The 23711-nt window shown below is 66.3% G+C and carries 24 protein-coding genes and 2 riboswitches; of the genes, 10 read left to right on the forward strand and 14 right to left on the reverse strand.

Going from position 1 to position 23711, the window contains the following annotated elements:
* Positions 1-7: 7 nt before the first annotated feature.
* On the reverse strand, positions 8-478 hold the full coding sequence (locus ABIC90_RS02400; RefSeq protein ID WP_354352426.1) for a MerR family DNA-binding protein: 471 nt from the start codon (positions 476-478) through the stop codon (positions 8-10).
* A 206-nt stretch (positions 479-684) separates the two neighbouring features.
* On the opposite strand from ABIC90_RS02400, the gene ABIC90_RS02405 reads away from it, so the two are divergent.
* Positions 685-1596: a DUF3014 domain-containing protein gene (locus ABIC90_RS02405; RefSeq protein ID WP_354352427.1), complete on the forward strand. Its 912-nt coding sequence runs from the start codon at positions 685-687 to the stop codon at positions 1594-1596.
* Positions 1597-1660: 64 nt separating this feature from the next.
* Here the strand turns inward: ABIC90_RS02405 and gcvP are convergent, their stop codons facing one another.
* From gcvP to gcvT, 3 genes are all read right to left on the reverse strand, one after another.
* On the reverse strand, positions 1661-4567 hold the full coding sequence (gcvP, locus tag ABIC90_RS02410; RefSeq protein WP_354352428.1) for an aminomethyl-transferring glycine dehydrogenase: 2907 nt from the start codon (positions 4565-4567) through the stop codon (positions 1661-1663).
* 129 nt (positions 4568-4696) lie between these two features.
* Positions 4697-5068 (reverse strand): glycine cleavage system protein GcvH, encoded by a 372-nt coding sequence (gene gcvH, locus ABIC90_RS02415; protein WP_354352429.1) that lies wholly within the window; start codon positions 5066-5068, stop codon positions 4697-4699.
* A 63-nt stretch (positions 5069-5131) separates the two neighbouring features.
* Positions 5132-6307, reverse strand: a complete 1176-nt coding sequence (gcvT, locus tag ABIC90_RS02420; protein ID WP_354352430.1) for a glycine cleavage system aminomethyltransferase GcvT — start codon at positions 6305-6307, stop codon at positions 5132-5134.
* Between the two features lie 47 nt (positions 6308-6354).
* Positions 6355-6466, reverse strand: a riboswitch (glycine riboswitch).
* A gap of 16 nt (positions 6467-6482) precedes the next feature.
* Positions 6483-6569: riboswitch (glycine riboswitch) on the reverse strand.
* Between the two features lie 172 nt (positions 6570-6741).
* On the opposite strand from gcvT, the gene ABIC90_RS02425 reads away from it, so the two are divergent.
* Entirely contained in the window at positions 6742-7170 is a 429-nt protein-coding gene (locus ABIC90_RS02425; RefSeq protein ID WP_354352431.1) for an H-NS family nucleoid-associated regulatory protein, read from the forward strand.
* Positions 7171-7348: 178 nt separating this feature from the next.
* Here the strand turns inward: ABIC90_RS02425 and ABIC90_RS02430 are convergent, their stop codons facing one another.
* The 6 genes from ABIC90_RS02430 to ABIC90_RS02455 all read right to left on the reverse strand — a co-directional run bounded on the left by ABIC90_RS02430 (position 7349) and on the right by ABIC90_RS02455 (position 12549).
* Complete coding sequence (locus tag ABIC90_RS02430) at positions 7349-8077, reverse strand: SDR family oxidoreductase (RefSeq protein WP_354352432.1); 729 nt, start codon at positions 8075-8077, stop codon at positions 7349-7351.
* Between the two features lie 257 nt (positions 8078-8334).
* Positions 8335-8898: a hypothetical protein gene (locus ABIC90_RS02435; protein ID WP_354352433.1), complete on the reverse strand. Its 564-nt coding sequence runs from the start codon at positions 8896-8898 to the stop codon at positions 8335-8337.
* 120 nt (positions 8899-9018) lie between these two features.
* Positions 9019-9531, reverse strand: coding sequence for a L,D-transpeptidase Cds6 family protein (locus ABIC90_RS02440; RefSeq protein WP_354352434.1), 513 nt, complete (start codon positions 9529-9531; stop codon positions 9019-9021).
* A 94-nt stretch (positions 9532-9625) separates the two neighbouring features.
* Positions 9626-10918: a TRAP transporter large permease gene (locus ABIC90_RS02445; RefSeq protein WP_354352435.1), complete on the reverse strand. Its 1293-nt coding sequence runs from the start codon at positions 10916-10918 to the stop codon at positions 9626-9628.
* Positions 10919-10929: 11 nt separating this feature from the next.
* The gene (locus ABIC90_RS02450) at positions 10930-11442 is read right to left on the reverse strand and encodes a TRAP transporter small permease (RefSeq protein WP_354352436.1); all 513 of its coding nucleotides are present in this window, start codon (positions 11440-11442) and stop codon (positions 10930-10932) included.
* 132 nt (positions 11443-11574) lie between these two features.
* Positions 11575-12549 carry a TRAP transporter substrate-binding protein gene (locus ABIC90_RS02455; protein WP_354352437.1) on the reverse strand — a complete coding sequence of 325 codons (975 nt, stop codon included), beginning with the start codon at positions 12547-12549 and terminating at the stop codon, positions 11575-11577.
* Between the two features lie 153 nt (positions 12550-12702).
* Between ABIC90_RS02455 and ABIC90_RS02460 the strand changes: the two genes are divergently transcribed.
* Positions 12703-13197, forward strand: coding sequence for a hypothetical protein (locus tag ABIC90_RS02460; RefSeq protein ID WP_354352438.1), 495 nt, complete (start codon positions 12703-12705; stop codon positions 13195-13197).
* 4 nt (positions 13198-13201) lie between these two features.
* Entirely contained in the window at positions 13202-13729 is a 528-nt protein-coding gene (locus ABIC90_RS02465; RefSeq protein ID WP_354352439.1) for a hypothetical protein, read from the forward strand.
* Positions 13730-13785: 56 nt separating this feature from the next.
* Here the strand turns inward: ABIC90_RS02465 and ABIC90_RS02470 are convergent, their stop codons facing one another.
* Complete coding sequence (locus tag ABIC90_RS02470; protein WP_354352440.1) at positions 13786-15483, reverse strand: electron transfer flavoprotein-ubiquinone oxidoreductase; 1698 nt, start codon at positions 15481-15483, stop codon at positions 13786-13788.
* A 129-nt stretch (positions 15484-15612) separates the two neighbouring features.
* On the opposite strand from ABIC90_RS02470, the gene ABIC90_RS02475 reads away from it, so the two are divergent.
* The 3 genes from ABIC90_RS02475 (at position 15613) to ABIC90_RS02485 (ending at position 17725) form a co-directional block, all read left to right on the forward strand.
* Positions 15613-16395: an SDR family oxidoreductase gene (locus tag ABIC90_RS02475; protein WP_354352441.1), complete on the forward strand. Its 783-nt coding sequence runs from the start codon at positions 15613-15615 to the stop codon at positions 16393-16395.
* A 77-nt stretch (positions 16396-16472) separates the two neighbouring features.
* Positions 16473-17306 (forward strand): DMT family transporter, encoded by an 834-nt coding sequence (locus ABIC90_RS02480; RefSeq protein WP_436318161.1) that lies wholly within the window; start codon positions 16473-16475, stop codon positions 17304-17306.
* A complete protein-coding gene (locus tag ABIC90_RS02485) occupies positions 17303-17725 on the forward strand; it encodes an acyl-CoA thioesterase (RefSeq protein ID WP_354352442.1) in 423 nt (140 codons plus the stop codon). Before ABIC90_RS02480 ends, ABIC90_RS02485 begins: the two co-directional genes overlap by 4 nt.
* Positions 17726-17740: 15 nt before the next feature.
* Here ABIC90_RS02485 and ABIC90_RS02490 read toward each other — a convergent pair whose 3' ends face one another.
* Together ABIC90_RS02490 and ABIC90_RS02495 are read right to left on the reverse strand one after the other, a co-directional pair.
* Positions 17741-19099 (reverse strand): sensor histidine kinase, encoded by a 1359-nt coding sequence (locus ABIC90_RS02490; protein ID WP_354352443.1) that lies wholly within the window; start codon positions 19097-19099, stop codon positions 17741-17743.
* On the reverse strand, positions 19096-19770 hold the full coding sequence (locus ABIC90_RS02495) for a response regulator transcription factor (protein ID WP_354352444.1): 675 nt from the start codon (positions 19768-19770) through the stop codon (positions 19096-19098). Before ABIC90_RS02495 ends, ABIC90_RS02490 begins: the two co-directional genes overlap by 4 nt.
* Positions 19771-19915: 145 nt before the next feature.
* Here ABIC90_RS02495 and ABIC90_RS02500 point away from each other — a divergent pair, with 145 nt between their 5' ends.
* The 3 genes from ABIC90_RS02500 to ABIC90_RS02510 are packed head-to-tail and all read left to right on the forward strand — an operon-like array spanning position 19916 to position 23000.
* Entirely contained in the window at positions 19916-20620 is a 705-nt protein-coding gene (locus ABIC90_RS02500) for a phosphatase PAP2 family protein (protein ID WP_354352445.1), read from the forward strand.
* Positions 20607-21176 carry a phosphatase PAP2 family protein gene (locus ABIC90_RS02505; protein WP_354352446.1) on the forward strand — a complete coding sequence of 190 codons (570 nt, stop codon included), beginning with the start codon at positions 20607-20609 and terminating at the stop codon, positions 21174-21176. The genes ABIC90_RS02500 and ABIC90_RS02505 overlap by 14 nt, the downstream gene beginning before the upstream one ends.
* Before the next feature lie 57 nt (positions 21177-21233).
* Positions 21234-23000 (forward strand): phosphoethanolamine transferase, encoded by a 1767-nt coding sequence (locus ABIC90_RS02510; protein WP_436318162.1) that lies wholly within the window; start codon positions 21234-21236, stop codon positions 22998-23000.
* A 72-nt stretch (positions 23001-23072) separates the two neighbouring features.
* Here the strand turns inward: ABIC90_RS02510 and ABIC90_RS02515 are convergent, their stop codons facing one another.
* Complete coding sequence (locus ABIC90_RS02515; protein ID WP_354352448.1) at positions 23073-23651, reverse strand: peroxidase-related enzyme; 579 nt, start codon at positions 23649-23651, stop codon at positions 23073-23075.
* Positions 23652-23711: the final 60 nt, after the last annotated feature.

The following is a 23711-nucleotide window of genomic DNA, read 5'->3' on the forward strand; positions in this document are numbered from 1 at the left end:
CCCGTCGTCATGACGGGGTCATCGCGCGCCGTGCTTCGCAGCCGGCGAATCCGTTGAGATCGGCCAGTTCATCCAGGATCGGGCATTCCGGGCGGCGGTCGCCGTCGCAGCAGTCGGACAGGCGCTCCAGCAGGCGTTTCATGCGGGCGAGTTCATCGATGCGCTGAGCCAGGTCGTCGGCCCGCTCGAGCGCGACGCGCTTGACATCGAAGCTCGCGCGGTGCCCGTCCTTCCAGAGGGCGTGGAGTTCGGCGACTTGCGGGGGCTCGAACCCCAGGGCATACGCCCTGCGTACAAAGCGCAGAGTCGATACAGCCTGCGCGTCATATTGGCGGCCTTGGGCATCGATGCGCACCATGTCGCCAAGCAGTCCCAGGGATTCGCTCTCGTGCAGCAATTGCGCGGAAGCGCCGGAGCGTGCAACGACTTCGGCGAGGGTCAGGCGCGCCCGGGTCGCAGGCGCAAGGGGTTTGTCCATGGAGGTGTCCTTTCAGTCGAAGGGCAAAGTCTCCGGGTTGACACCATCGGAAGGTCAAGGGGGCCGTGCGCGATCGCCGGCGAAGACGCTCGCGCACGCGGCGCGTCACACAGCGTTACGAGCTTGTGGCGTGAAGCGCCGGCTATTGATGCAACATCGACCGGCCTTCCGCATCACACAGCCTTCAGCAAAAGGAAAGTGCCGCCATGACCGACAGCGAAACCCCCGGCTCCAGGGACGCCCCCGAATTCAGACCACGCCGCGAAACCCCGATCGGCACCATCATCGTCATCGGCCTGCTGGTGCTGATCGCGGCCTTCTTCGGCTGGCGCTGGTATCAGCAACAGCAACCCAAGCCGGTCGACCCCACGCCGGTGGTTGCAGCGCCCAACGACGGCCCCGCGCCGGTGCCTGCACCCGCCGAGCCCACCGGCCCGCAGAACCCGATTGACGCGCTTGCCGCGCCAGACGCCGCGCTGCCGGCGCTCGCGGATTCCGATTCGCGCGTGATGAAGGCGCTGGTCGAGCTGCTTGGCGGCAAGAACGCCTCGGCCTACCTGCGCTCGGACGGCATGGTGCGGCGCTTCGTGGCCACGGTCGACAACCTGGCGCGCGACCATGCACCCGCCAGCGCATGGCCGGTGCAGCCCACGGGACAGCGATTCATCACCGAAGGACCGCAGGACGGGGTGCAGACCATCGCGGCGAACAATGCGGCGCGCTACAACGGCATGGTGCTGCTCGCCGAAACGGTCGATCCGGCAAAGGCCGCCACGGTGTACGCCAAGCTCTATCCGCTGTTCCAGAAGGCGTACGAAGAGCTGGGTTTTCCGGGGCGTTATTTCAACGACCGGTTGATCGCGGTCATCGACCATCTGCTGCAGGCGCCCGAGCCGAGCGGGCCGGTGCAGGTGCGGCTGGTCGAGGTGAAGGGCGACGTGCCCTCGCAGCGGCCGTGGGTGCGCTATGAATACGTCGACCCGAAGCTCGAAGCGCTTTCATCGGGCCAGAAGATCATGGTGCGCATGGGACCGGAAAACGAGCGCAAGCTGAAGGCCAGCCTGCGCGGCTTCCGCCAGCAGATCGCCACGGGCGAGCTGGCGAAGAAGAAAGGCTGAAGGAAGTCGGCAAGGCGGCGCTGTCAGAGCGCGCCGCCGCTGCCGTGCCTCGCTTGCCCTTGCTTCAGGCCTCTTCGGGTTCCTGGTACTCGCTCACCGGCACGCAGCTGCAGAACAGGTTGCGGTCGCCGTACACGTTGTCCACGCGGCCGACGGGCGGCCAGTACTTGGCCTTCTTGAGTTCGGCCAGCGGGAACGCCCCCAGTTCGCGCGCGTAGGGATGCACCCACTCGGTGCCCAGCAGGCTGGCCGCGGTGTGCGGTGCGTGCTTGAGCGGGTTGTCGTCCTTGGGCCACACGCCTTCTTCGATCCGGCGGATTTCGCCGCGGATCGCGATCATCGCGTCGATGAAGCGGTCCAGCTCGACCAGCGGCTCGCTTTCGGTGGGCTCCACCATCAGCGTGCCCGGCACGGGGAAGCTCAGCGTGGGCGCGTGAAAGCCGTAGTCGATGAGGCGCTTGGCCACGTCTTCGGCGGTGACGCCGCTGGTGTCCTTGAGCGGGCGCAGGTCCAGGATGCACTCGTGCGCGACGTGGCCGTTGGGGCTCGCGTACAGCGTCGGGTAGTGGTCCTTCAGGCGCGCGCTGATGTAGTTGGCGCTCAGGATCGCGGTTTCGGTGGCGGCCTGCAGGCCCTTGGCGCCCATCATCCGGCAGTACATCCAGCTGATCGGCAGCACGGCCGCGTTGCCCAGCGGCGCCGCGGAAACAGCGCCCACGCCGCTCGACGCCATGCCGGCCGTCGCATGGCCCGGCAGGTAAGGCACCAGGTCTTCGACCACGCAGACGGGGCCCACGCCGGGGCCGCCGCCGCCGTGCGGGATGCAGAAGGTCTTGTGCAGGTTCAGGTGGCTCACGTCGCCACCGAACTCGCCCGGTGCCGCCACGCCGACCAGCGCGTTCATGTTGGCGCCGTCCACGTAAACGCGGCCGCCGTGTTCATGCACGAGCTCGCAGAGTTCCTTCACACGGGTTTCGAACACGCCGTGCGTGCTGGGGTAGGTGATCATCACGGCGGCCAGGTGGGCGCTGTGCTTTTCGCAGGCGCGCTTCAAGTCGTCCATGTCGACGTTGCCTTGCGCGTCGCAGGCCGTCACCACCACCTGCATGCCGACCATCTGCGCGCTGGCCGGGTTGGTGCCGTGCGCGGACGAGGGAATCAGGCAGATGTTGCGGTGGCCCTGGCCCTTGGCTTCGTGGAAGCCCTTGATGGCGAGCAGCCCGGCGTACTCGCCTTGCGAGCCGGCGTTGGGCTGCAGGCTGATGCCTGCGTAGCCGGTCGCTTCGCACAGCCATGCGCGCAGTTGCGCGTCGAGCTGCGCATAGCCCAGCTGCTGCTCGGCGGGCGCGAAGGGGTGGATGTTCGCGAACTCGGGCCAGGTGATGGGGATCATCTCGCTGGTTGCGTTGAGCTTCATGGTGCAGCTGCCCAGCGGGATCATGCTGCGGTCGAGCGCGAGGTCCTTGTCCGACAGGCTGCGGATGTAGCGCAGCATCGAGGTTTCGCTCTTGTGCGTGTTGAACACCGGATGCGTGAGAAAGGCGCTGGTGCGGCGCAGGTCTTCGGGCAGGCGCGGCGCGGTGGTGGCCAGGTCGTCGAAGCGCGGCATCGCGGTACCGGCGGGCACGAACAGGGCCCAGAGCGTTTCGACGTCGGCGCGCGTGCTGGTTTCGTCGAGCGAAATGCCCAGGTGCTGCTGCAGCCGCTGGCGCAGGTTGACGCCGGCGGCATGCGCGCGTTCGATGATCCTGGCGGTGTCGTCGCCGGTGCGGATGGTGAGCGAGTCGAAGGCGAATTCGTTGACCGGCTCGCGGCCCATTTGGGCGAGGCCTTGCGCAAGGATGGCGGTGAGTGCCGCCACGCGCTGCGCGATGCGGGTGAGTCCGTCGGGCCCGTGGTACACGGCGTACATGCTGGCCACCACGGCCGGCAGCACCTGCGCGGTACAGATGTTGGAGGTGGCCTTCTCGCGGCGGATGTGCTGCTCGCGCGTCTGCAGCGCGAGGCGGTAGGCGGGCTGGCCGTGCGAGTCGACGCTCACGCCGACCAGGCGGCCCGGGAGCGAGCGCTTGAACGAATCGCGGCAGGCCAGGTAGGCGGCGTGCGGGCCGCCGTTGCACAGCGGCATGCCGAAGCGCTGCGTGGTACCGCAGACGATGTCGGCATCCCATTCGCCGGGGGGCGCGAGCAGCGTCAGCGCCAGCAGGTCGGCGGCCACGCAGAAGGCGGCATCGCACTGGTGGGCGTGGCCCGCGAGCGGGCGCAGGTCATGCACATGGCCGGTGGTGGCGGGGTACTGCGCGAGCACGCCGAAGAATTCGCCGCTCACCATCAGGTGCGGCAGTGTCTCGGACACGGTGCTGACCTTGACCTCGATGCCCAGCGGCGCGGCGCGCGTCTTGATGACCTCGATGGTCTGCGGATGGCAATCGCCCGAGACGATGAACACGTTGCTCTTGCTCTTGACGCTGCGTTTGGCGAGCGTCATCGCCTCTGCCGCAGCGGTGGCTTCGTCGAGCATCGACGCGTTGGCGATGGCCATGCCCGTGAGGTCGCACACCATCGTCTGGAAGTTGAGCAGGGCCTCCATGCGGCCCTGCGAAATCTCGGCCTGGTAGGGCGTGTAGGCCGTGTACCAGGCGGGGTTCTCGAGCACGTTGCGCAGGATCACGCCCGGTGTGTGCGTGCCGTAGTAGCCCTGGCCGATGAAGCTCTTGAACACCTTGTTCTTCGATGCCATCACCTTCAGCTCAGCCAGCGCCTCGGCTTCGGTCACGGCGGCCGGCAGCCGCATCGGCTTGGCGCGGCGGATGGCCGCAGGCACGATGCCGTCGATGAGCTCCGCCCGCGTTTCCGAGCCGATCACCGGCAGCATGCGCGCCTCGTCCGCCGCATCGATGCCGATGTGGCGGGCGAGAAATTCTTCGGCGTTCTCTAGTTCTTGCAAAGAGGGAAGGGCGGGAATCGGCATGGCGTGATGGATCAGCGTAGAAAAGAAGAAGGACTCAGCGGTCGCCGCCGGGCCGCCCCAAGGCGGGCCGCGCCTTCCCCATGGGGGATGGCGAAGCACACGAAGTGGCAAGCCGAGGGGCAAACATTTTCAGGATTCGGCGGCGAACTTGTCGTAGGTGGCGGCGTCGAGCAGTTCGTCGAGCTGCGCAGGCTCGCTCAGCTTGACCTTGAAGAACCAGCCGTTGGCCAGCGGGTCGCTGTTGGCGAGCGACGGGTCGGCGCGCAGCGCTTCGTTCACTTCGGTGATCTCGCCCGAGACGGGCATGAACACGTCGGCGGCTGCCTTCACCGACTCGACGACACCGGCGACTTCGCCCTGCGCGAAGGTCTTGCCGACTTCGGGCAGGTCGACGAACACGACATCGCCCAGCGCGTCCTGCGCGTGCACGGTGATGCCGACGGTGGCTGCGCCGCCTTCGGCCGACACCCATTCATGGTCCTTGGTGTACTTGATGCTCATGAAAAAAACTCCTCGTGGAAAAAATGATGATCGGGGTGCAGAGCCTAGCTGCGCCGGCCGGGTTCAACCGCGGTAATAGCGGGTCGGCACAAAGGGCATGGTCGAGACTTCCATCGGCACCGGCTTGCCGCGCACGATGGCCTGCACGCGTGTGCCGGGCTCGGAGAACGCGGTGGCCAGGTAGCCCATCGCAACGCAGCGGTCGGCGCTCGGGCCGAGCAGGCCGCTGGTGACGATGCCGATGTCCTGCCCTTCGAAGGACTGCAGCAGCGTGCCGTCGCGCACCGGAATGCGCTCCAGCGCCACGAGGCCGACGCGCTTGCGCTTCAGGGTGTCGTGGTCGGTATGGCCGGCAGCGCCTGCGGTTGCGGCCGTGAGTTGCGCCAGGATCTTTTCCGCGCCCGGAAAGCCGCCTTCGCGCGCACCGCCCGCGCGGCGCACCTTCTGCATCGCCCAGTTGAGCGAGGCCTCGACGGGCGTGGTGGTGGTGTCGATGTCGTTGCCGTAGAGGCAGAGCCCGGCTTCCAGCCGCAGCGAGTTGCGCGCACCCAGGCCGATGGGCTTGACCTCAGGCTGGGCGAGCAGCAGGCGGGCCAGGGCCTCGGCGTCCCTGCCGGCCACGGAGATCTCGAAGCCGTCTTCGCCGGTGTAGCCGCTGCGGGTGACAAAGGCAGGGATGCCGCCGATCTGCACCGCCCCGCCCGTCATGAACACGAAGCGCTCGATGCCGGGCGACAGGCGCGCCAGCGTGGCCGCGGCCTGCGGGCCCTGCAGCGCGAGCAGCGCGTGGTCGGGCAGGGGCTGCACCTCGCAGCGCGCGCCGATCTTCTGCTGGATGTGGGCGATGTCTGACACCTTGCAGGCGCCGTTCACGATCACGAAGATCGAGCCGTGGCCCTCATTGAAGAACATCAGGTCGTCGAGGATGCCGCCTTCGTCGTTCAGCAAAAGGCCGTAGCGCTGCTTGCCGGCGGGCAGGTCGATCACGTCGACGGGCATCAGGGTTTCGAAGGCGGCCGCTGCATCTGGGCCGACCAGGCGCAGCTGGCCCATGTGCGAGATGTCGAAGAGGCCCGCCGCATCGCGCGTGTGCTTGTGCTCGGCCATCAGGCCGGCGGGGTACTGCACGGGCATCGAGTAGCCGGCGAAGGGCGCCATGCGGGCCCCGAGTTCCACGTGCAGGGCGTGCAGCGGCGTCTTGAGAAGTTGGGTGTCGGATGAAGCGGAAGAAGCGGCCACGGGGCACTCCAAAGGGGCAGTCGAAATCCATGGCTGCAACGCCACGGGCCACCCCTGCTGTCCGCTTTACCTGAGAGATTCGCCCCACGATCGGGGTTTGCTCCTTCGGTGGGCCAGTGCAATGCATGCATGCCATGGCCTCTCTCCAGCAAGGAAACGCCGGTGTGCACCGGCGTCTTGTCAGTCCTTTTGCCTGAGCGTTCGGGGGTTCCCTGCGCCTTCGGCGGCCCCGTCGTGCGGGGCTCTCTCCTGACCCGGGCGAGTGTAGTGGACGAATCGCAAGACTTCGGCACTTCGGGCTTCGATGTGCAACCTTGGTGAGGCCAGCGCGGCATCGACGCCGCCCCGGTTTTCTGGAATTCCGGCTGGTGAATATGCTCTTTTGATATTAGTATCTTAGGCTTATACGTATAGCCACTAAAGGACTTCAAAGCATGACAATTGCCAGAAACATGAGCTTCGCCGAGATCCAGAAACGCATTCAGGAAATGGACAATGAACGCGTCGAACTGGAAATGGCATTGCAAGCCAAGCGCGGTGAAGAATTGAAAGTGCTGGCCGATGCCTATGCCAAGAAACTCGAAGCAGCCGGTTTCAGCATTGCCGAAGGAAAGACCGCGCTGGACCCGTATGACAAATCGGAATCAAAACGCAGCCGTTCACCCAATGGCAGTCGCGCACCGGAAGCCAAGGCTTATGTGAAGGGCACTGTTTACAAGGACCCCCATTCCAGCGCGACCTGGACGGGCGGAACCAAGGGCCGTCAACCGCCGTGGCTGGTTGCCGCGCTCGAAGGTGCATCGGACAAAGCCGAGGCTTTTGCAAGGCTCGCGGTGGGTGGGGATCACGTCAATAACGGGTGATTGAATCTGGCTAAAAACGAATATGTTTTTAGCCACGAAATTTTTATTGCTTAGGGAAAGTCTGCGCAGGAAGGTCTGAACAGGTCACCAAACGGCGTGCGATGAAGGTCAATGGCAGGCACGGAAATGGATCGCACCGCCAGATGCTCCGAATCGACGAGATGGCCAATCATGTCCGTCACAGATCCGTGCTGTTCGGAAGAATGACCATGTCGCGAATGGTCACGTGGCGCGGTCGGGTCAGCATGAACAGCACGCACTCGGCCACTTCGCTCGGTTGCATCAGGCTGCCCGATGCCAGTGCCTCTTCCATCTTGGCTTTCGGCCAGTCGTCCAGCAGTGCGGTCACGACGGGGCCGGGAGCCACCGCACCGACCCGCACGCCGTGCCTGGCGAGCTGGCGGCGCGTGGTGTGCACGAAGGCCTGCACCGCGAATTTGGAGGCGGTGTAGACCGGCTCCCAGACCACCGGCACCATGCCCGCGATCGAACTGGTGAAGATGATGTCGCCCGACTTCTGTGCGACCAGGTGCGGCAGCACGGCGTGCACCGAACGGAATGCGGCGTTGATGTTGAGATTGAGCATGCGGTCCCAGGCGTCGGGATGCCCGTCGACCACGTCGCCGCCGACATACGCGCCAGCATTGGCATGGAAGATGTCGAGCCCGCCCGCCAGCGCGATGATTTTCTCCAGCATTGCGGAGTTCTGTTGCGGATCGAGCAGGTCGACCTGCAGTGCAATCGCGCCGGGGCCGAGCGCGGCACAGACCTGCGCCAGGCGATCCGCATCGCGGTCGATCAGCACCACCTTCGCCTGCGCCTCGATGAGCGTGCGGGCGCATTCGAGGCCGATGCCCGATGCGGCGCCGGTGATGGCCGCAACGCGGCCCTTGAGAGATTCAGCCATTGTGTTTTTTCCAGAGGCCAGCTTCACGAGCGGCCATGCGACAGACGCGATTGCCGCGAGAGCGAGTCGACGATGACCGCGATCGCCAGCACGGCACCGGTGATCGTGAAGGCGGTTGCCTCACTTGGCGCGAATACTAAAAGCGTTGCCCCACCATCAGCTACTGCAATTCGCGGCAGCGATCGATACGTTTTGGTCTTTTTCCACCCCGAGGTGGCGCGAAGGGTCGGACAGGGTTTCCTGTCTGAAAGATGGGTTCAGTGCACCACTTCCGCCGGCGGCAGCAAGCGCTCGATCCGCTCGCGCAGCGACTCGGCGCGCTCGGCACCGGCCGTCTTCTCGACTTCACTGAGCATCAGCGCCGCAATGGTCAGCATCGCCTGCCGGTCGCGGGCTTCGCGCAGGGCGTCGCGCATCTGCAGCGCGAACTTGGGATCGCGGCGCACGAACATGCGCTCGCAGATGTCGAACAGGAACATCCGCGTGGTGGCCAGCGAGCGCTTGCCGTCGAAGTTGTCGGTCGAGGTGGCGATGCGGATCGGATCGGCCGCTGGCAACGGTGCCGGCGGCGCAAGTGCGGCGGCGTGTGCGGCAGCTTGCGCGGCAGCCGCAGCCACCGCCTGCGCGTCCTGCAGATAGCCCTTCATCACCAGCGCCTGGATCGCCTGCTCTGCTTCCAAGCGGTTGGGGAACAGCGGGCTGAAATCGGTCAGCGAGCGCCGGCCGTCGGCCATCAGCAGCAGCGCGCGCTCACGCTGGCTGAGCGTGCGCTGGCCGGCCTGGAGTTCGTCGCGTGCCTTGTCGGTCTTGGTGGGAAACATGGCGGCCACAGCTTTCGGAAATCGAAGGCTGCAGCATCGTTGCAAGCGGTGACATCTTCATGAACCATTCGGTTTGCATGGAGAAATCACCGCCGCCGCTTCGGGCGCACGCTCGAAGGCTCAGCCTCCGATGCTTTCCTTGCGAATCAACCACTTGTCGCCCACGCGCTGCAACTCCAGCGTCTTGCGGTCGGTGCTGCTGAACTTGTCGGCGCTGTACACCTGCTTGAAGCGCGCGCTGGCGTTCTGCCCGTTCACGCTGATGACCAGGTCATCGACGGTCACGCTGATCTTCGACTTGCCGGTGATGCGCGCGCGCCGCTCGGCTTCCCACTGCTTGCGGTCCTGTTTTTTGGACGGCGTGAACTCGGTAGCGTAGGCCGCCAGGTAGCGCTCCACGTCGCGCGCGGACCAGGCCGCGGCCCAGGCGCGCACGGTGGCCTCGACTTCGGCGATGCCATTGGACGGCGCCTGCGCGGGCGCGGCGGCCGTCGCCGGTGCGGTGCTGGGTGCCGGCGTTGCAGCAGCGGCCGACGACGCAGCGGGTGCGGGTGGCGCTGCGGCCGGCGTGGCAGCCAGCGCGGCCGAGGACAGCAGCCCCGCGGCAAGAAGACAGGCGACGAGTCGGTTCATGGCGCGGTTCCCTCTGTTGTCTGTTGTGGGCATTGAATGTGGCGCCGATTCTGGCAGCGAACCCGCCGCGCGGGACAGAAGGCAGCAACGCCCGCTACTTGAACCCCAACGCCCGCGGCAGCCAGGTGCTCAGCGCCGGCACGAAGGTCAGGATCATCAGCACCGCGCCATGCGCCCACAGGAAGGGCACCAGTTCCTTCACCAGCGCCGACATCGGCACCTTCGACACGTTGCATGTGACGAACAGAAGCCCGCCCACCGGCGGCGTGATCATGCCCAGCGTGAGGTTGAAGATCACGATCATCGCGAAGTGCACCGGGTCCACCCCCAGCTTCATCGCTACCGGCGCGAGGATGGGCGCGAGCACCATCACCCCCGGCAGCGGCTCGATGAAGATGCCGAACAGCAGCAGGAACACGTTGACGATGATCAGGAACATCCACGGCGAGAGGTTCATGCTGATGAGCCATTCGGCCATCTGCTGCGGAATGCCCTCGATGGTCAGCACCCACGCGAACGAGGCCGACAGGCCGATGATGATCAGCACCGAGGCCGAGAGCAATGCCGAGCGCGAGAGGATGTCGGGCAGCATCTTCCACTCCAGCGTGCGGTAGATGAACTTGCCGCACACCAGCGCGTAAAACACCGCCACCACCGAAGCTTCGGTGGGCGTGAACCAGCCGGCGCGCATGCCGCCCAGGATGACCACGGGCAGGAGGATCGCGGGAATCGCCTTCCAGGTGGTGATGAGGATTTCGCGCAGCGGCGGCGTCTGCCCGTCGCCCTTGTAGTTGCGCTTTTTCGAGACGTGGAAGTTCACGATGCACATCGCCACCGCGATCAGGATGCCGGGCATGATGCCGGCCGCGAACAGCGTGCCCACCGACACGCTCTCGTCCTGCAGCGCATAGATGATCATGATGATCGAGGGCGGAATGATCGGCCCCACGATGGCGGTGGAGGCCGTGAGCGCCGCCGCATAAGAGCGGTCGTAGCCGGCCTTGTCCATCATCTTGATGAGCATCGACCCCGGACCCGCCGCATCGGCCAGTGCCGAGCCCGAGATGCCTGAGAAGAAGGTGAGCGACACCACGTTGGTGTAGCCCAGGCCGCCGCGCCGGTGGCCGACGAACTGGCCGGCGAAGCGCAGCAGCACCTCGGTGAGCGAGCCACCGCTCATGAGCTCGGCCGCCAGGATGAAGAAGGGCACGGCCATCAGCGGAAAGCTGTCGATGCCGGTGAAGGTTTCCTTCAGCAGCACCATCAGCGGATAGTTTTCCGCAAGGATCAGCGTGGTGACGGTGGAGAGCCCGAGCGCAAAGGCCACGGGCACGCCGATGGCCAGGAAAATGCAGGCCGAGACGATGAGAACGATGCTGGCATCCATGGTCGTTCTCCTTACAGCGACGCCGAGGCGTTGGCGTCGAAGTGCGCGTCGGACGCGAACTCGCGCCGCAGCACGTAGCCGCGCACCACCAGCAGCCAATGCACGATCAGGAGCAGGCCGCCGAACAGCATCGCGCTGTAGATGTAGGCGAACGGAATCTGCGTGACGGCGGTAAGCTGGAACATCGTGCGCTGCATGTAGAGCCAGCCGTACCAGACCATGAAGCCGAAGAAGGCAAACAGCAGCGTGGCGACCAAGGCGCGCACCGCGATGGCGCCCGCGCGCGGCAATGCGTCCTGCAGGTTCTCCACCGCGATGTGGCCGCCGTAGCGCAGCACCGGACCGGCACCGAGGAAGGTGAGCCAGATCATCATGTGGCGCGAGACCTCTTCGGCCCACTCGAGCGAATTGCTCGTGGTGTAGCGCATGACGACGTTGGTGAAGATGATGACCGACATGGCGGCCAGCAGAAGAATCAGCGCCCACCGGTTGGCGGCGAGGAAGTAGCGCTCGAAGGCTTGCACGTGTTGTTCTCTTGAATTGGGCTCGCCCCCAGGCTGCGCGCACTTCGTGTCGCTTCGCCAACCCCCTACCGGGGGCAACACCAACGGCCCGGCAGAGCCGGTTCCGTGGTGTTTCTCGAATGGGGCAGCGTATTACTGGACGTCCGCAATCTTCTTGATGTTGTCCGCCCCGAACTCCTTGGCATAGCTCGCATAGGCTGGCTTCAGCGCTTCGCGGAAGGCCGCGCCGTCGACGGTCTTGGTGACCTTCATGCCGTCCTTCTCGAGCTGGGCGATGCCGTTGTTCTCGTCGTCGTTCACCTTCTTGCGCTGGGCCACTGCCGCCTTCTTGGCCGCATCGACGAAGACCTTCTTGTCGGCATCCGACAGCTTGTTCCACACCTTCGGCGAGAGCAGCAGCAGGGCGGGCGAGTACACGTGTCCCGTGAGCGACAGGTGCTTTTGCACCTGCGAGAACTTGGACGCCAGGATCACCGGAATCGGGTTTTCCTGCCCGTCGACCGTGCCCTGCTGCAGCGCGCCGAACAGTTCGGGGAAGGCCATGGGCGTCGGCAGGATGCCGAAGGTGCGGTAGCCGTCCATGTGCACCTTGTTTTCCATCGTGCGCATCTTCAGGCCAGCCGCATCGGCGGGCTTGACGATGTCGCGCTTGCTGTTCGTCATGTGGCGAAAGCCGTTCTCCGTCCAGGCCAGCGCGACGATGCCTTTGCTCGGGAACTTGGTGAGGATGTCCTGGCCGATCGGGCCGTCCATCACCTTGCGTGCGTGGTCGTAGTCGCGAAAGAGGAAGGGGATGTCGACGATCTTGACCTCGGGCACGAAGTTGCCCACCGGGCCGGTCGAGGTGTTCACCAGGTCCTGCGTGCCCAGCTGGATCGCCTCGATCTGCTCGCGCTCGCCGCCCAGGGCCGAGTTGGCGAAGTGCTGGCACTTGAAGCGGCCTTGCGTGCCCTTTTCGACCTCGTCGCAGAAAGCCGTGGAACCCACGCCGTAGTGCGACTCCTTGGATGTCGCGTAGCCGATCTTCAGCACCGTCGGTTGTTGAGCGAGGGCGGACGTGCCCAGGGCGAGCGAAAGGCAGGCGGCGGCGATGTGGCCGAGTTTCATGGTGTCTCCGGGGGGAATGTGATCGGGGTCAGGAATGCGTCAGGCGCATTCGACTATGCCGCAAGCGTGGGCTTCGCCGCGTCGGGATTTTCACGGACGCCGTCCGTCCGCTACGTCGCACTTAAAGTACCGTCCGGAGTGGAGGACCCCAGGATGGACAACAGATTCGAAGTGTCGGACGCCGTGCGCGATCTGGACCCCGACCGTATCGACGGCGACCGCTTCAGCTGGCGGGCCGCGCTGCTGGGCGCGGCGGTCGGCGTCGGCGGACAGACGTACGGCGGCACGCTGCTCGCCAACCTGAGCATCTGGCTCATGGTGGCCCAGGGCCGTTCGGTCAAGGAGGCGTATGCGCAGCTCTACAGCTTTGCACTGTCGCCCTATCTTGTGCTGTCGCTCGTGCTCCTCACGCTCGTCCTGCTCCTCTCAGGCCAGGTTGCCGCGTCCCTGGCGCGCAGCCGGCCTTACCTGCACGGCCTGGTCGCGGGGCTGATGACCTCTTCGTTCTATGTGGTCATGACGGTGAATCCGTCCGGGATGGTGATTCCCGCGTGGTACGGATGGATGTCGCTGACCCTGCCCATCGCCGCTGGCCTGGCCGGGGCGCATCTGTATGCGCGCAAGCACGCAGGCACCACTCGGGCGTAACGACATGGAGCAACCCAATCCCTACGCGCCGCCCGCGGCGCCGCTCGACCAGGCGCCGTCGCCCTTGCAGACCAACGCGAAGAAGCCGATCTCGGCGTGGCTGGTTCAACTGTTCACCGTCGTGGCTTGCGTTCTCGCAGCCCTCGGGCTGTTCCGGCTTGTTTCATGGCTGCTCGCAAACCGCGGGATGGCGTGGACATGGGGTGTCCTCGTGATCGAGGTCGTCTGGCGCTTCTCCCTGTTGGCCATCGCGGTGGGCGCGCTGATCGGGACGCAACGACGCACCAGCTACGGACGCTGGTCGGGCCTCGTCTTCATTGCACTGGTCTTTGCGTTATGCGTCTACACGCAGTTTTCCGACAAGACCTCGTCCGCGCCTGTGGACCTCTACACGAGCGAAGCGATGCGAGTGGGGGAAAGCATCGGGATCGTCTTGTTGCTGATCCTGATCGCCTGGTGGTTTTACGCGTTCGGTTTTTCCAAGAAAGCGCGCCGGTATTTCCTGAGTTCACCAGGCAGCCGGAAGCCCTGAAGCGCCCATGAAAAAGCCCTCCGAAGAGGGCTCGCGGAACCAGCGCGGGGAGCGCCTTACATGCCCACGTAGTTCGGCCCGCCGCCGCCTTCGGGCGTCACCCACACGATGTTCTGCGTCGGGTCCTTGATGTCGCAGGTCTTGCAGTGCACGCAGTTCTGCGCGTTGATCTGCAGGCGCTGCTTGCCGTCCTCGGTGCCCACGAATTCGTAGACGCCGGCAGGGCAGTAGCGACTTTCGGGACCGGCGAACTGGGCCAGGTTGATGTTGACCGGCACCGTCGCATCCTTGAGCGTCAGGTGAGCCGGCTGCTGCTCTTCGTGGTTGGTGTTGCTGATGAACACGCTGGAGAGGCGGTCGAAGGTGAGCTTGCCGTCGGGCTTGGGGTACACGATGGGCTTGCACTCGGCCGCGGGCTTGAGGTACAGGTGGTCGGGCTTGGTGCGGCGCAGCGTCCAGGGGATGTTGCCCTTGAGCAGCCACTGCTCGATGCCGTTCATGAGGGTGGCGACGCCCAGGCCCTTCTTGAACCAGGCCTTGAAATTGCGCGCCTTCTTCAGTTCGGCGTGCAGCCAGCTCTTCTCGAAGGCTTCAGGGTAGGCGCTGAGCTCGTCGTGCTGGCGGCCGGCCTGCACCGCGTCGAAGGCGGCTTCGGCGGCCAGCATGCCGGTCTTGATGGCGGCGTGGCTGCCCTTGATGCGGCTCACATTCAGGTAGCCGGCCTCGCAGCCCACCAGCGCGCCGCCCGGGAACACTGTCTTGGGCAGCGACTGCAGGCCGCCCGCGGTGATGGCGCGCGCGCCGTAGCCGATGCGCTTGGCCGGCTTGATGCCCTTGGCCTCGTCGCCCTCGAGGTACCAGCGGATGTTGGGGTGCAGCTTCCAGCGCTGCATTTCCTCGAAGGGGCTCAGGTACGGGTTGCTGTAGTCCAGGCCGGTGATGAAGCCCATCGTGACCTTGTTGTCCTCCATGTGATAGAGGAACGCGCCGCCGTAGGTGTCGCTCTTCATCGGCCAGCCGGCCGTGTGCAGCACGAAGCCGGGTTGGTGGCGCTGGGGGTCGATTTCCCACACTTCCTTCACGCCCAGGCCGTAGGTCTGCGGGTCGCGGCCTTCGTCGAGCTTGAACCTGTCGATGAGCTGGCGGCCCAGGTGGCCGCGCGCGCCTTCGGCGAACACGGTGTACTTGCCCAGCAGTTCCATGCCGAGCTGGAAGTTCTCGGTCGGCTCGCCGTCCTTGCCCACACCCATGTTGCCGGTGGCCACGCCGCGCACCGAACCGTTCTCGTTGTAGAGCACTTCGGCAGCCGGAAAGCCCGGGAAGATTTCCACGCCCAGGTTCTCGGCCTGCTGCGCCAGCCACTTGGTGAACGCGCCCAGGCTGATGATGTAGTTGCCGTGGTTCTGGAAGCACGCCGGCAGAAACGCGTTGGGTGTGCGCAGGCCCGACTTCTCGCCCAGGAACACCATGGCGTCGTCGGTCACGGGCTGGTTCAGCGGGGCGCCCAGCGCCTTCCAGTCGGGCAGCAGCTCGTTGAGCGCGCGCGGGTCCATGATGGCGCCCGACAGGATGTGCGCGCCCGGCTCGGAGCCCTTCTCGAGCACCACGACCGAGATTTCCTTTTCTTGTTGCGCAGCGAGCTGCTTGAGCCGGATCGCGGTCGCGAGGCCGGCGGGGCCGCCGCCGACCACGACCACGTCGTATTCCATGGCTTCGCGAGGGCCGAACTGGGCAAGGATTTCGTCGTGGGTCATGTGGGTGTGGTCGATAATGTTTTGAGGCTCGGACGCTGCGAGGGCCGCGAAACATTTTAGGGGGAGCGCCACACGTCACCTGCGCGACTCCCCCAGAGACATCCAGCACACACCCAGGACCCGTTCCCCATGGCTTACAGCATCGATCTTTCGGGCCGCGTGGCCTTCGTTACCGGGGCCTCCAGCGGCCTGGGTGCCCAGTTCGCGAAAACGCTGGCGCGCGCCGGCGCCGCAGTCGTCCTGGCAAGCCGCCGCGTCGACAAGCTGAAGGAGCTGCGCGCCCGCATCGAAGGCGAGGGCGGCGACGCCCATGTGGTCGAGCTCGACGTCACCGACCACGGCAGCATCAAGGCCGCCGTGGCCCGCGCGGAGACCGAAGTCGGCGCCATCGACATCCTGGTCAACAACTCGGGCGTCAACACGCGCCAGCGGCTGCAGGACGTGATGCCCGAAGACTTCGACTACATCTTCGACACCAATGTCAAGGGCGCCTTCTTCGTCGCGCAGGAAGTGGGCAAGCGCATGCTGGCGCGCGCCGACGGTTCGGCGCCGGGCACCTACATTGGCGGGCGCATCATCAACGTCGCCTCGGTGGCGGCGCTCAAGGTGGTGCCCAACATCGGCGCCTATTGCATGAGCAAGTCGGCCGTGGTGCAGATGACCCGCGCCATGGCGCTGGAGTGGGGCCGCTTCGGCATCAACGTGAATGCGCTGTGCCCTGGCTACATCGCGACCGAGCTCAACGAAGAACTCTGGGCCACCGACGCCGGCGCCAAGCTGGTCAACGCGCTGCCGCGCAAGCGCGTGGGCAAGCCCGAAGACCTCGACGGCCTGATCGTGCTGCTGGCCAGCGGCCAGAGCCATTTTGTGAACGGTGCCGTGATCGCCGCCGACGACGGATTCGCCCTCTGACTCCCAGAGCGTGGATAGGCATTGCGGCCGGGCTGGGCGCAGGCGCGCTGTGGGGCCTGGTGTTCGTGGCGCCGCGCATGGTGGGCCATTTCGGCATGGTCGACATCACGGCCTCGCGCTTTGCGGTGTTCGGCGCCGTCTCCGCGCTAGCGGTGTTCGCGCGGCCGGCTGCCGTGCGCTGGCCCGACGGGCGGCAGGCGCTGGCGGCGCTGGGGCTCAGCGTGCTGGGCTTCAGCGGCTACTACCTGCTGCTGGCCTTCGGCATCGAAGCCGCAGGCACCGAGGTGCCCAGCCTCATCATCGGCACCATTCCCGTCTGGATGATGCTGCTCGGCCGGCCCGCGGGGCTGCGCATGCGCGCGCTGCTGCCGGGGTTGCTGCTCACGGGCGCGGGCATCGCGTTGATGATCTGGGGCGCGTGGTCGGCGCAGCACGGCGCGAGCGACGGCGGCGGCGCTCGCTTCGGCTGGGGCCTTGCGCTCGCGCTGGGCGCCATGGTGAGTTGGACGATCTACGGCCTGCTCAACGCGAAATGGCTGCAGCGCCACACCGAACTCAACGCGACCGACTGGGCCAACTGGCTCGGCATCGCGACCGGCCTTGGCGCTCTGCTGCTGTGGCTGGTGGCGGGCAGTGACATGGCCACGCTGCAGTCGCGGCCCGACGGCATGCTCTTCGTCTGGATCGCATTGGCGGGCGGCTTCGGTTCGTCGTGGCTCGCGACCATTCTCTGGAACGTCGCGAGCCAGCGCCTGTCGGCCAGCCTGTGCGGCCAACTGATCGTGAGCGAGACGCTGTTCGCCTTGCTCTATTCCTTCGTCTGGGACGGCCGCTGGCCGCAGGCCACCGAGTGGGTGGCGGCGCTGCTGTTCGTGCTGGGCATCCTCGCATCCATCAAGGCGCACCGATGAGAATCGACATCCCCGAAAAGAAGAAGCTCGTGTACGAGATGCTCATTCCCATCCGATGGGGCGACATGGACGCCATGGGCCACCTGAACAACGGCACCTACTTCCGCTACCTGGAAACCGCGCGCATCGACTGGATGCATTCCATCGGCTTCGAACCCGAGCCCGGCGGCCAGGGCATGGTGATCGTCAATGCCTTCTGCAATTTCTACCGGCAGATCGAGTACCCGGGCAAGGTGCTGCTGAAGATGTACGTGAGCGACCCGGGCCGCACCACCTTCGAGAGCTGGGGCACGATGGCGCGCGAAGAGGCGCCCGACGTCATTTGCGCGGCGGGCGGGGCGACGACGATCTGGGTGGATTTTCCGAAGCAGAAGGCGTTGGAATTGCCGGAGTGGCTGCGCGCGATCGTCAGCGAATAGCCGGCGCGATCGCCTTCAGGCCGGCTGCAACACAATCCGCGCCTCGAACCCCCGCGCCGCGCCGACAGGCGGGGACGCCAGCTCCAGCTTCGCGTTGTGCTTCTCGACGATGGTCCCCACGATCGACAGGCCGAGGCCGTAGCCCGCGCGATCCGCAGCATGGCGCACGTGGCGCTGCTGCAGCGTGGCGAGCTGCTTTGCATCGACGCCGGGGCCTGCGTCGCGGACCATGAGCGTGCAGGGCGCTGCCACCTCGATCACCACGCGACCGCCGCCGCCGTAGCGCAGCGCGTTTTCCACCAGGTTGCGCAGCGCGATCGCCAGCGCATCGACATCGCCGAAGGCCACCGGCGCCGCGCTGTCGGGCACCTTGAGTTTCAGGCGCTCGCTGTTGGCCGGGTCTTGCCAGAACTCCTGCGCCACGGTGCCCGCGAGCTGCACTAGGTCGACCCGCGCGCGGGTCAGCGACGCACCCGACTCCGCGCGCGACAGTTGCAGCAGTTTTTCGGTGCGGTGGCTCAGCACCTGCAGTGCCTGGAGTGCGCCCTGCACGTCGTCGCGTTTCAGGTCATGGTCGAGCGCGGTCTGCAAACGAAGGCGCGCGGCGGCCAGCGGTGTGCGCAGTTCATGGGCCGCGTTGGCGGCGAGCGCTCGTTCCACGTCGAGCGACTGCGACAGCCGCTCCAGCAGGCTGTTGACATGGTCGCCCACCGCGCGCAGCTCCTGCGACAGGCCGGGCAGGGTGATGGGGCGCAGGTCTGCGCCGCTGCGCTTTTCGATCTCGCCGGCCAGATCCTGCAGCACGCGCAGCTCGGTGCGCGCCACGTTGCGCAGGACCAGCGCCAGCAGCGGCAGCACCGCGCCCAGCGGAATGATCAGGCCGAACAGCGTCCGGTTCAGCGCGCGGCGGCGCTCGTCCAGCGGGTCTGCCACCTGAAAGTAGAGCCCGCGCGTCGGATGCCGCACGGTGTAGATGCGCCAGGTATGGTTGTTGGCAAAGCCCGCGGCCATCGGCACATCGAAGGCATCGACGGGCGCTTCGGCCGACCGCAGCAGCACATGCTCGTGGATGTCGAGCACCTGGTACATCACGGCGTCCTGCGAGAAGAGCTGCTTGGGCGCCACGAGCGGCGCGCCGCCGGCGGCGGGACTGTCTTGCTGCTGCAGCTTGTCCAGCTCCTGCACCGCCATGTCGAACATGCGGTGCGACACCTCGACCAGTTCGTTGTCGAAGTTGTGGTTGATCTCGCGGTCCACGTACCAGACCACCGCCAGCACGCACAGGAGCCACACGCCGCCCACCCACACGATGAGGGTGCGTGTGAGGCGCCCGGCCAGCGAGTCGTGGCCGTTTCGTGTTCGGGCGATGCTCATTCCTCGTCGTCCGCCGAGAACGACAGCCGGTAGCCCAGGCCGCGCAGTGTCTGGATGTGGCTCTTGCCCAGCTTGCGCCGCAGGCGGCTGATGAACACCTCCAGCGTGTTGCTGTCGGCCTCGTCGCCGAAGCCGTAGAGCGCATCGGCCAGGTTCTCGCGCGTGTGGATGCGCTCGGGGCGCGTGGCCATCACGCGCAGCAGCGCCCACTCTTTCTGGGTCAGCACGACGGCGATGCCGTCCTTGCGCACGCGGTCATGGGCCAGGTCGATTTCGAGTGTGCCGAACTGCAGCACCGGCGATGTGTTGGCGCTGCGCCGCCGCTCGACCGCGCGCAGCCGCGCGAGCAGTTCGGCCGGGTCGTAGGGCTTGATGAGGTAGTCGTCCGCGCCGGCATCCAGGCCGCGGATGCGGTCGGTCACCTGGTCGCGCGCGGTGAGCACGATGACGATGGGGGGCTCCCGCAGCGCGCGCACCTGGGGCAGCAGGGAGAGCCCGTCGCCGTCGCCCAGGTGCAGGTCGAGCAGCACCGCGGCGTATTGAACCGAGAGCAGCGCGCCGCGTGCCTCGGCGATGCTGGCCGCCACATCGACCACGAAGGCCTTCGCCAGCAGGTAGCTGCACACGGCATCTGCCAACGCAGTGTCATCTTCGACCAGCAATATGCGCACGCGGTGTCTCTCTAAAAACTCGAAGTCTAGCCCCGCAGCGCGGCCAGGAGGCGGCGTCAGCATTCGTTCAGGTCGCTTCAGACTGGGTTCATACGGCGACAGTAGGCTCGCGCCAGTTTTCTCAGAGGCCTCGCTTTTTCTCTTCATGACACGCACCGCGAACCTCCGTCTTGCCGCACTGACCCTGCTCGCACTGGCCTTGCTGATCGCCTGGGACGCCTCCGGCGGCGATCTCTGGATGGCGCGCATGGCGGGCACGCCCATGGGGTTTCCGTGGCGCGACAACCCGTTTTTGGTCCATGTGATGCACGCGGGCGCCCGCAACCTCAGCTGGTTGCTGGTGATCGGCCTGTTCGTGGCCATTCGCTGGCCCGTGGGCCTGCTGCGCAAGCTGGCCACGCGCGAGCGCGTTCAGCTTGCGTCGACCGTGCTGGCCTCGGTGCTGGCCGTGAGCCTCATCAAGCACGGCAGCGACACCAGCTGCCCCTGGGACCTGAAGGAGTTCGGCGGCGTGGCGCGCTACGTGTCGCACTGGTCCTGGGGCGTGGACGACGGTGGCGCGGGCGGGTGCTTTCCGGCGGGGCATGCCTCGGCGGCCTTTGCCTACCTGGGTGGGTATTTCGTGCTGCGCCGGGTGTCCCCGCGCGCGGCCCTGATCTGGCTGGGCACGGCGGCGGTCGCGGGCCTGGCGCTGGGGCTGTCGCAGCAATGGCGCGGCGCCCACTACATGAGCCACACCCTGTGGACCGCCTGGATCTGCTGGGTGGTCGGCTTCGTCATCGACCTGGCGGAGACGCGCCTCCAACCCAAGCTGCCGCAACCGGCAGCCGACCTGCATGCATGCACTTGATTTCGCCCTGTTCGAATGGCTCAACGCGGGCGCATCCGCGTCGTTGTGGACCATCGAGTTCGCGCGCTTCGCCTCCGAGGTGCTGCCCGAACTGCTGGCCCTCACGATCGTGGCGGCGGCCATGGTCGACAAGCGTTGGCGCTACGTGCTCTTTACTGCGCTGGTGAGCGTGGTGGCCACGTGGATCGTGGTCAACCTGTTCCGTTCGGCCTTGCCGTTCCCCAGGCCTGCGTTCTACGGCCTGGGCATCCAGTGGGCGCCGCAGGGCACGCGGCCGGGGTTTCCGAGCCTGCACACAGCCGCCACCTTCGCCGCCGCGTTCTCGCTGTGGTGCCTGCCGCAACGCGCGCCCATGCTGGCGGCGCTCGCAGTGGCGGCGGTGGTGGGCTGGAGCCGCCTCTACCTGGGGCTGCACTTTCCGTCGGATGTGGCCGCGGCAGTGATGCTGGGAGCGCTGGTGGCTATCGTGGTGGAGCGCGGCGTCAGCCGTCCGCTGAACCTGGCGCTGTCAAGAATGCCGGCGCGCCGCCGGCGGGCGCGCGCACGGCGAGCCTGAACACCGCCTGAACGCCCAGTTCAGGCTCCTTTCAGGCGGCGTCCCTACAGTCGCTGCATGTCGTTTTCGCGTCTAGAGCCACCACTGCTGCACCGCGCACCTTTTTCCGAGGTGTCGGCGCCACACTTTCACTGGGCGGGGGCACTGCACAAGCGGCTTGACATGTGGCTCGCGCGACCGCGTTCGGCCAGCCAGGTCGTGCTGTGGCTCAGCCTTTACCTGGTGCTGACCGCCAACTGGCCGCTCTGGAACGAACTTGCCCGCATCGGCGGCGCGCCCAGCACCTACTTGCCGACCATCGTGTCCATGAGCCTGCTCACGCTGTGCGGCTCGGCCGCCATGCTGTCGCTCACGGCCTGGTCGCGCTGGATGAAGCCGCTGTGGTTTGCCACGGTGGTGCTGGCCGCGGTGGTGCAGCACTACATGCTGGAGTACCGCGTCGTCATGGACCCGACCATGATCGCCAACGCGCTGCAGACCGACCCCAACGAAGCACGCGACCTCCTGAGCTGGCGCATGGCCTTCAACGTGCTCGCGGTGTCGCTGCCCGCGGGCTGGCTGCTGTGGCGCGTGCGCATCGCGCGCATGGGTCTTCTTGCAAAGCTCTGGCGCAATGCGGCGCTGTTGCTGCTGGCCGCGTTGGTGGCGGTGGGCACCGGCGTGGCCGCCAACCGGCAGCTGGCGCCGCTGATGCGCAACAACATCCACCTGCGCTACATGATGAACCCCATCGCGACCCTCTACTCGACGGGCGCCTTGCTCATCAAGCCGCTGTTCAAGCGCAGCGGCAAGCTGGTTCCGATCACCGCCGGCACCGCCCTTGGCCCGAGCTACGCTGGCCAGGTGCGTCCGCCGATGTTCGTGGTGGTGGTGGGCGAGACGGCGCGCGCCGACCACTTCGCACTCAACGGCTATGCGCGCGACACCACGCCCGAGCTGGCCAGGCGCGGCGTGCTGAGCTACCGCGACGTGCATTCCTGCGGCACCAATACGCTGGCCTCGGTGCCCTGCATGTTCTCGCCGCTGGGAAAGATCGGCTATGAATCGCGCAAGGACGACTACGAAAACCTGGTCGATGTGCTGCAGGCCTCGGGCCTGGCCGTGCTGTGGCTGGACAACCAGGCCGGCTGCAAGGACGTGTGCACCCGCGTCCCCAATGCATCGGCCTTCGACGGTCTCGACGCAGCCACCAAGAAGGCGCTGTGCGACGGCGACGAGTGCCTGGACGACGTGATGTTGAACAACCTGGACGCGCGCATCGCCGCGCTGCCCGCCGAGCGCCGCGCCAAGGGCGTGGTGCTGGTGATGCACCAGATGGGGAGCCACGGCCCCGCGTACTACAAGCGCTCGGCGCCCGACGTGAAGCGCTTTTTGCCCGAATGCAAGACCAATGCACTGGCCGAGTGCGGGCACAACGAGCTGATGAACGTGTACGACAACTCCATCGCCGAAACCGACCGCTTTCTGGCCCGCACCATCGATTGGCTGAAGGTGCAATCGAAGCAGTACGACCCCGCGATGCTGTACGTGAGCGACCACGGCGAATCGCTGGGCGAGTACGGGCTGTTCCTGCACGGTGTGCCCTACAGCTTTGCGCCCGAGGCACAGAAGCACGTGCCGATGGTCACCTGGTTCAGCGAAGGCATGAGCGAGCGCCGCAAGCTCTCGCGTTCATGCATGGAAGCGGGGCTCGATGCGCCGCTGACGCATGACAACCTCTATCACACGGTGCTGGGGGTGATGGATGTGAGCACGCCCACCTACAAGCCTGCGCTCGACGCGCTGGCGTCTTGCCGGAGCGTTTCGCAAGCCCGTTCGGGCTGAGCTTGTCGAAGCCTTGCGCGGCGCTTCGACGAGCTCAGCGTGAACGGACTGTGCCTTGTCGGACGCAGGCCTTTACTTCTTCTCGCGCGGCACTCGCCCCATCAGGAAGAACTCGTTGTTCGGCTGCATCCCGCTGAAGCTCGCCAGCCTGTTGCTGAGGCCGAAGAACGCGGTGATCGCCGCGATGTCCCAGATGTCTTCATCGTCGAAGCCGTGCGCGTGCAGCGGCGGAAAGTCGCTGTCGTCGATCTCGTGCGAGCGGTCGCAGACCTTCATTGCAAAGTCCAGCATCGCGCGCTGGCGCGGCGTGATGTCCGCCTTGCGGTAATTCACCGCCACCTGGTCGGCCACCAGCGGCTTCTTCTCGTAGATGCGCAGCAGCGCGCCGTGCGCCACCACGCAATAGAGGCACTGGTTGGCCGCGCTGGTGGTGGTGACGATCATCTCGCGGTCGCCCTTGGTGAGCGAGCCTTCTTCCTTCAGCATCAGCGCGTCGTGGTACGCGAAGAAGGCGCGCCACTCGGCCGGGCGGCGCGCCAGGCCGAGAAACACGTTGGGCACGAAGCCGGCCTTTTCCTGCACGGCGAGGATCGCGGTGCGGATGTCTTCGGGCAGGTCCTTGAGTTCGGCGAGGGGATAGCGGGTGGCCATGCTTTTGTCTCCTGGTGTTCGATGCCGGGATCATAGGCACCCACCCGCCGACACACGCGC

It is taken from the genome of Variovorax boronicumulans (assembly GCF_040544675.1).
Lineage (GTDB): Bacteria > Pseudomonadota > Gammaproteobacteria > Burkholderiales > Burkholderiaceae_C > Variovorax > Variovorax boronicumulans_D.

Excerpts from the sequence above, each read along its gene's own strand:
- ABIC90_RS02400 (WP_354352426.1), bottom strand. The coding sequence starts at position 478 with ATGGACAAACCCCTTGCGCCTGCGACCCGGGCGCGCCTGACCCTCGCC.
- ABIC90_RS02405 (WP_354352427.1), top strand. The coding sequence starts at position 685 with ATGACCGACAGCGAAACCCCCGGCTCCAGGGACGCCCCCGAATTCAGA.
- gcvP (WP_354352428.1), bottom strand. The coding sequence starts at position 4,567 with ATGCCGATTCCCGCCCTTCCCTCTTTGCAAGAACTAGAGAACGCCGAA.
- gcvH (WP_354352429.1), bottom strand. The coding sequence starts at position 5,068 with ATGAGCATCAAGTACACCAAGGACCATGAATGGGTGTCGGCCGAAGGC.
- ABIC90_RS02425 (WP_354352431.1), top strand. The coding sequence starts at position 6,742 with ATGACAATTGCCAGAAACATGAGCTTCGCCGAGATCCAGAAACGCATT.
- ABIC90_RS02430 (WP_354352432.1), bottom strand. The coding sequence starts at position 8,077 with ATGGCTGAATCTCTCAAGGGCCGCGTTGCGGCCATCACCGGCGCCGCA.
- ABIC90_RS02435 (WP_354352433.1), bottom strand. The coding sequence starts at position 8,898 with ATGTTTCCCACCAAGACCGACAAGGCACGCGACGAACTCCAGGCCGGC.
- ABIC90_RS02440 (WP_354352434.1), bottom strand. The coding sequence starts at position 9,531 with ATGAACCGACTCGTCGCCTGTCTTCTTGCCGCGGGGCTGCTGTCCTCG.
- ABIC90_RS02445 (WP_354352435.1), bottom strand. The coding sequence starts at position 10,918 with ATGGATGCCAGCATCGTTCTCATCGTCTCGGCCTGCATTTTCCTGGCC.
- ABIC90_RS02455 (WP_354352437.1), bottom strand. The coding sequence starts at position 12,549 with ATGAAACTCGGCCACATCGCCGCCGCCTGCCTTTCGCTCGCCCTGGGC.
- ABIC90_RS02460 (WP_354352438.1), top strand. The coding sequence starts at position 12,703 with ATGGACAACAGATTCGAAGTGTCGGACGCCGTGCGCGATCTGGACCCC.
- ABIC90_RS02465 (WP_354352439.1), top strand. The coding sequence starts at position 13,202 with ATGGAGCAACCCAATCCCTACGCGCCGCCCGCGGCGCCGCTCGACCAG.
- ABIC90_RS02470 (WP_354352440.1), bottom strand. The coding sequence starts at position 15,483 with ATGACCCACGACGAAATCCTTGCCCAGTTCGGCCCTCGCGAAGCCATG.
- ABIC90_RS02475 (WP_354352441.1), top strand. The coding sequence starts at position 15,613 with ATGGCTTACAGCATCGATCTTTCGGGCCGCGTGGCCTTCGTTACCGGG.
- ABIC90_RS02480 (WP_436318161.1), top strand. The coding sequence starts at position 16,473 with ATGGTGGGCCATTTCGGCATGGTCGACATCACGGCCTCGCGCTTTGCG.
- ABIC90_RS02485 (WP_354352442.1), top strand. The coding sequence starts at position 17,303 with ATGAGAATCGACATCCCCGAAAAGAAGAAGCTCGTGTACGAGATGCTC.
- ABIC90_RS02490 (WP_354352443.1), bottom strand. The coding sequence starts at position 19,099 with ATGAGCATCGCCCGAACACGAAACGGCCACGACTCGCTGGCCGGGCGC.
- ABIC90_RS02500 (WP_354352445.1), top strand. The coding sequence starts at position 19,916 with ATGACACGCACCGCGAACCTCCGTCTTGCCGCACTGACCCTGCTCGCA.
- ABIC90_RS02505 (WP_354352446.1), top strand. The coding sequence starts at position 20,607 with ATGCATGCACTTGATTTCGCCCTGTTCGAATGGCTCAACGCGGGCGCA.
- ABIC90_RS02510 (WP_436318162.1), top strand. The coding sequence starts at position 21,234 with ATGTCGTTTTCGCGTCTAGAGCCACCACTGCTGCACCGCGCACCTTTT.
- ABIC90_RS02515 (WP_354352448.1), bottom strand. The coding sequence starts at position 23,651 with ATGGCCACCCGCTATCCCCTCGCCGAACTCAAGGACCTGCCCGAAGAC.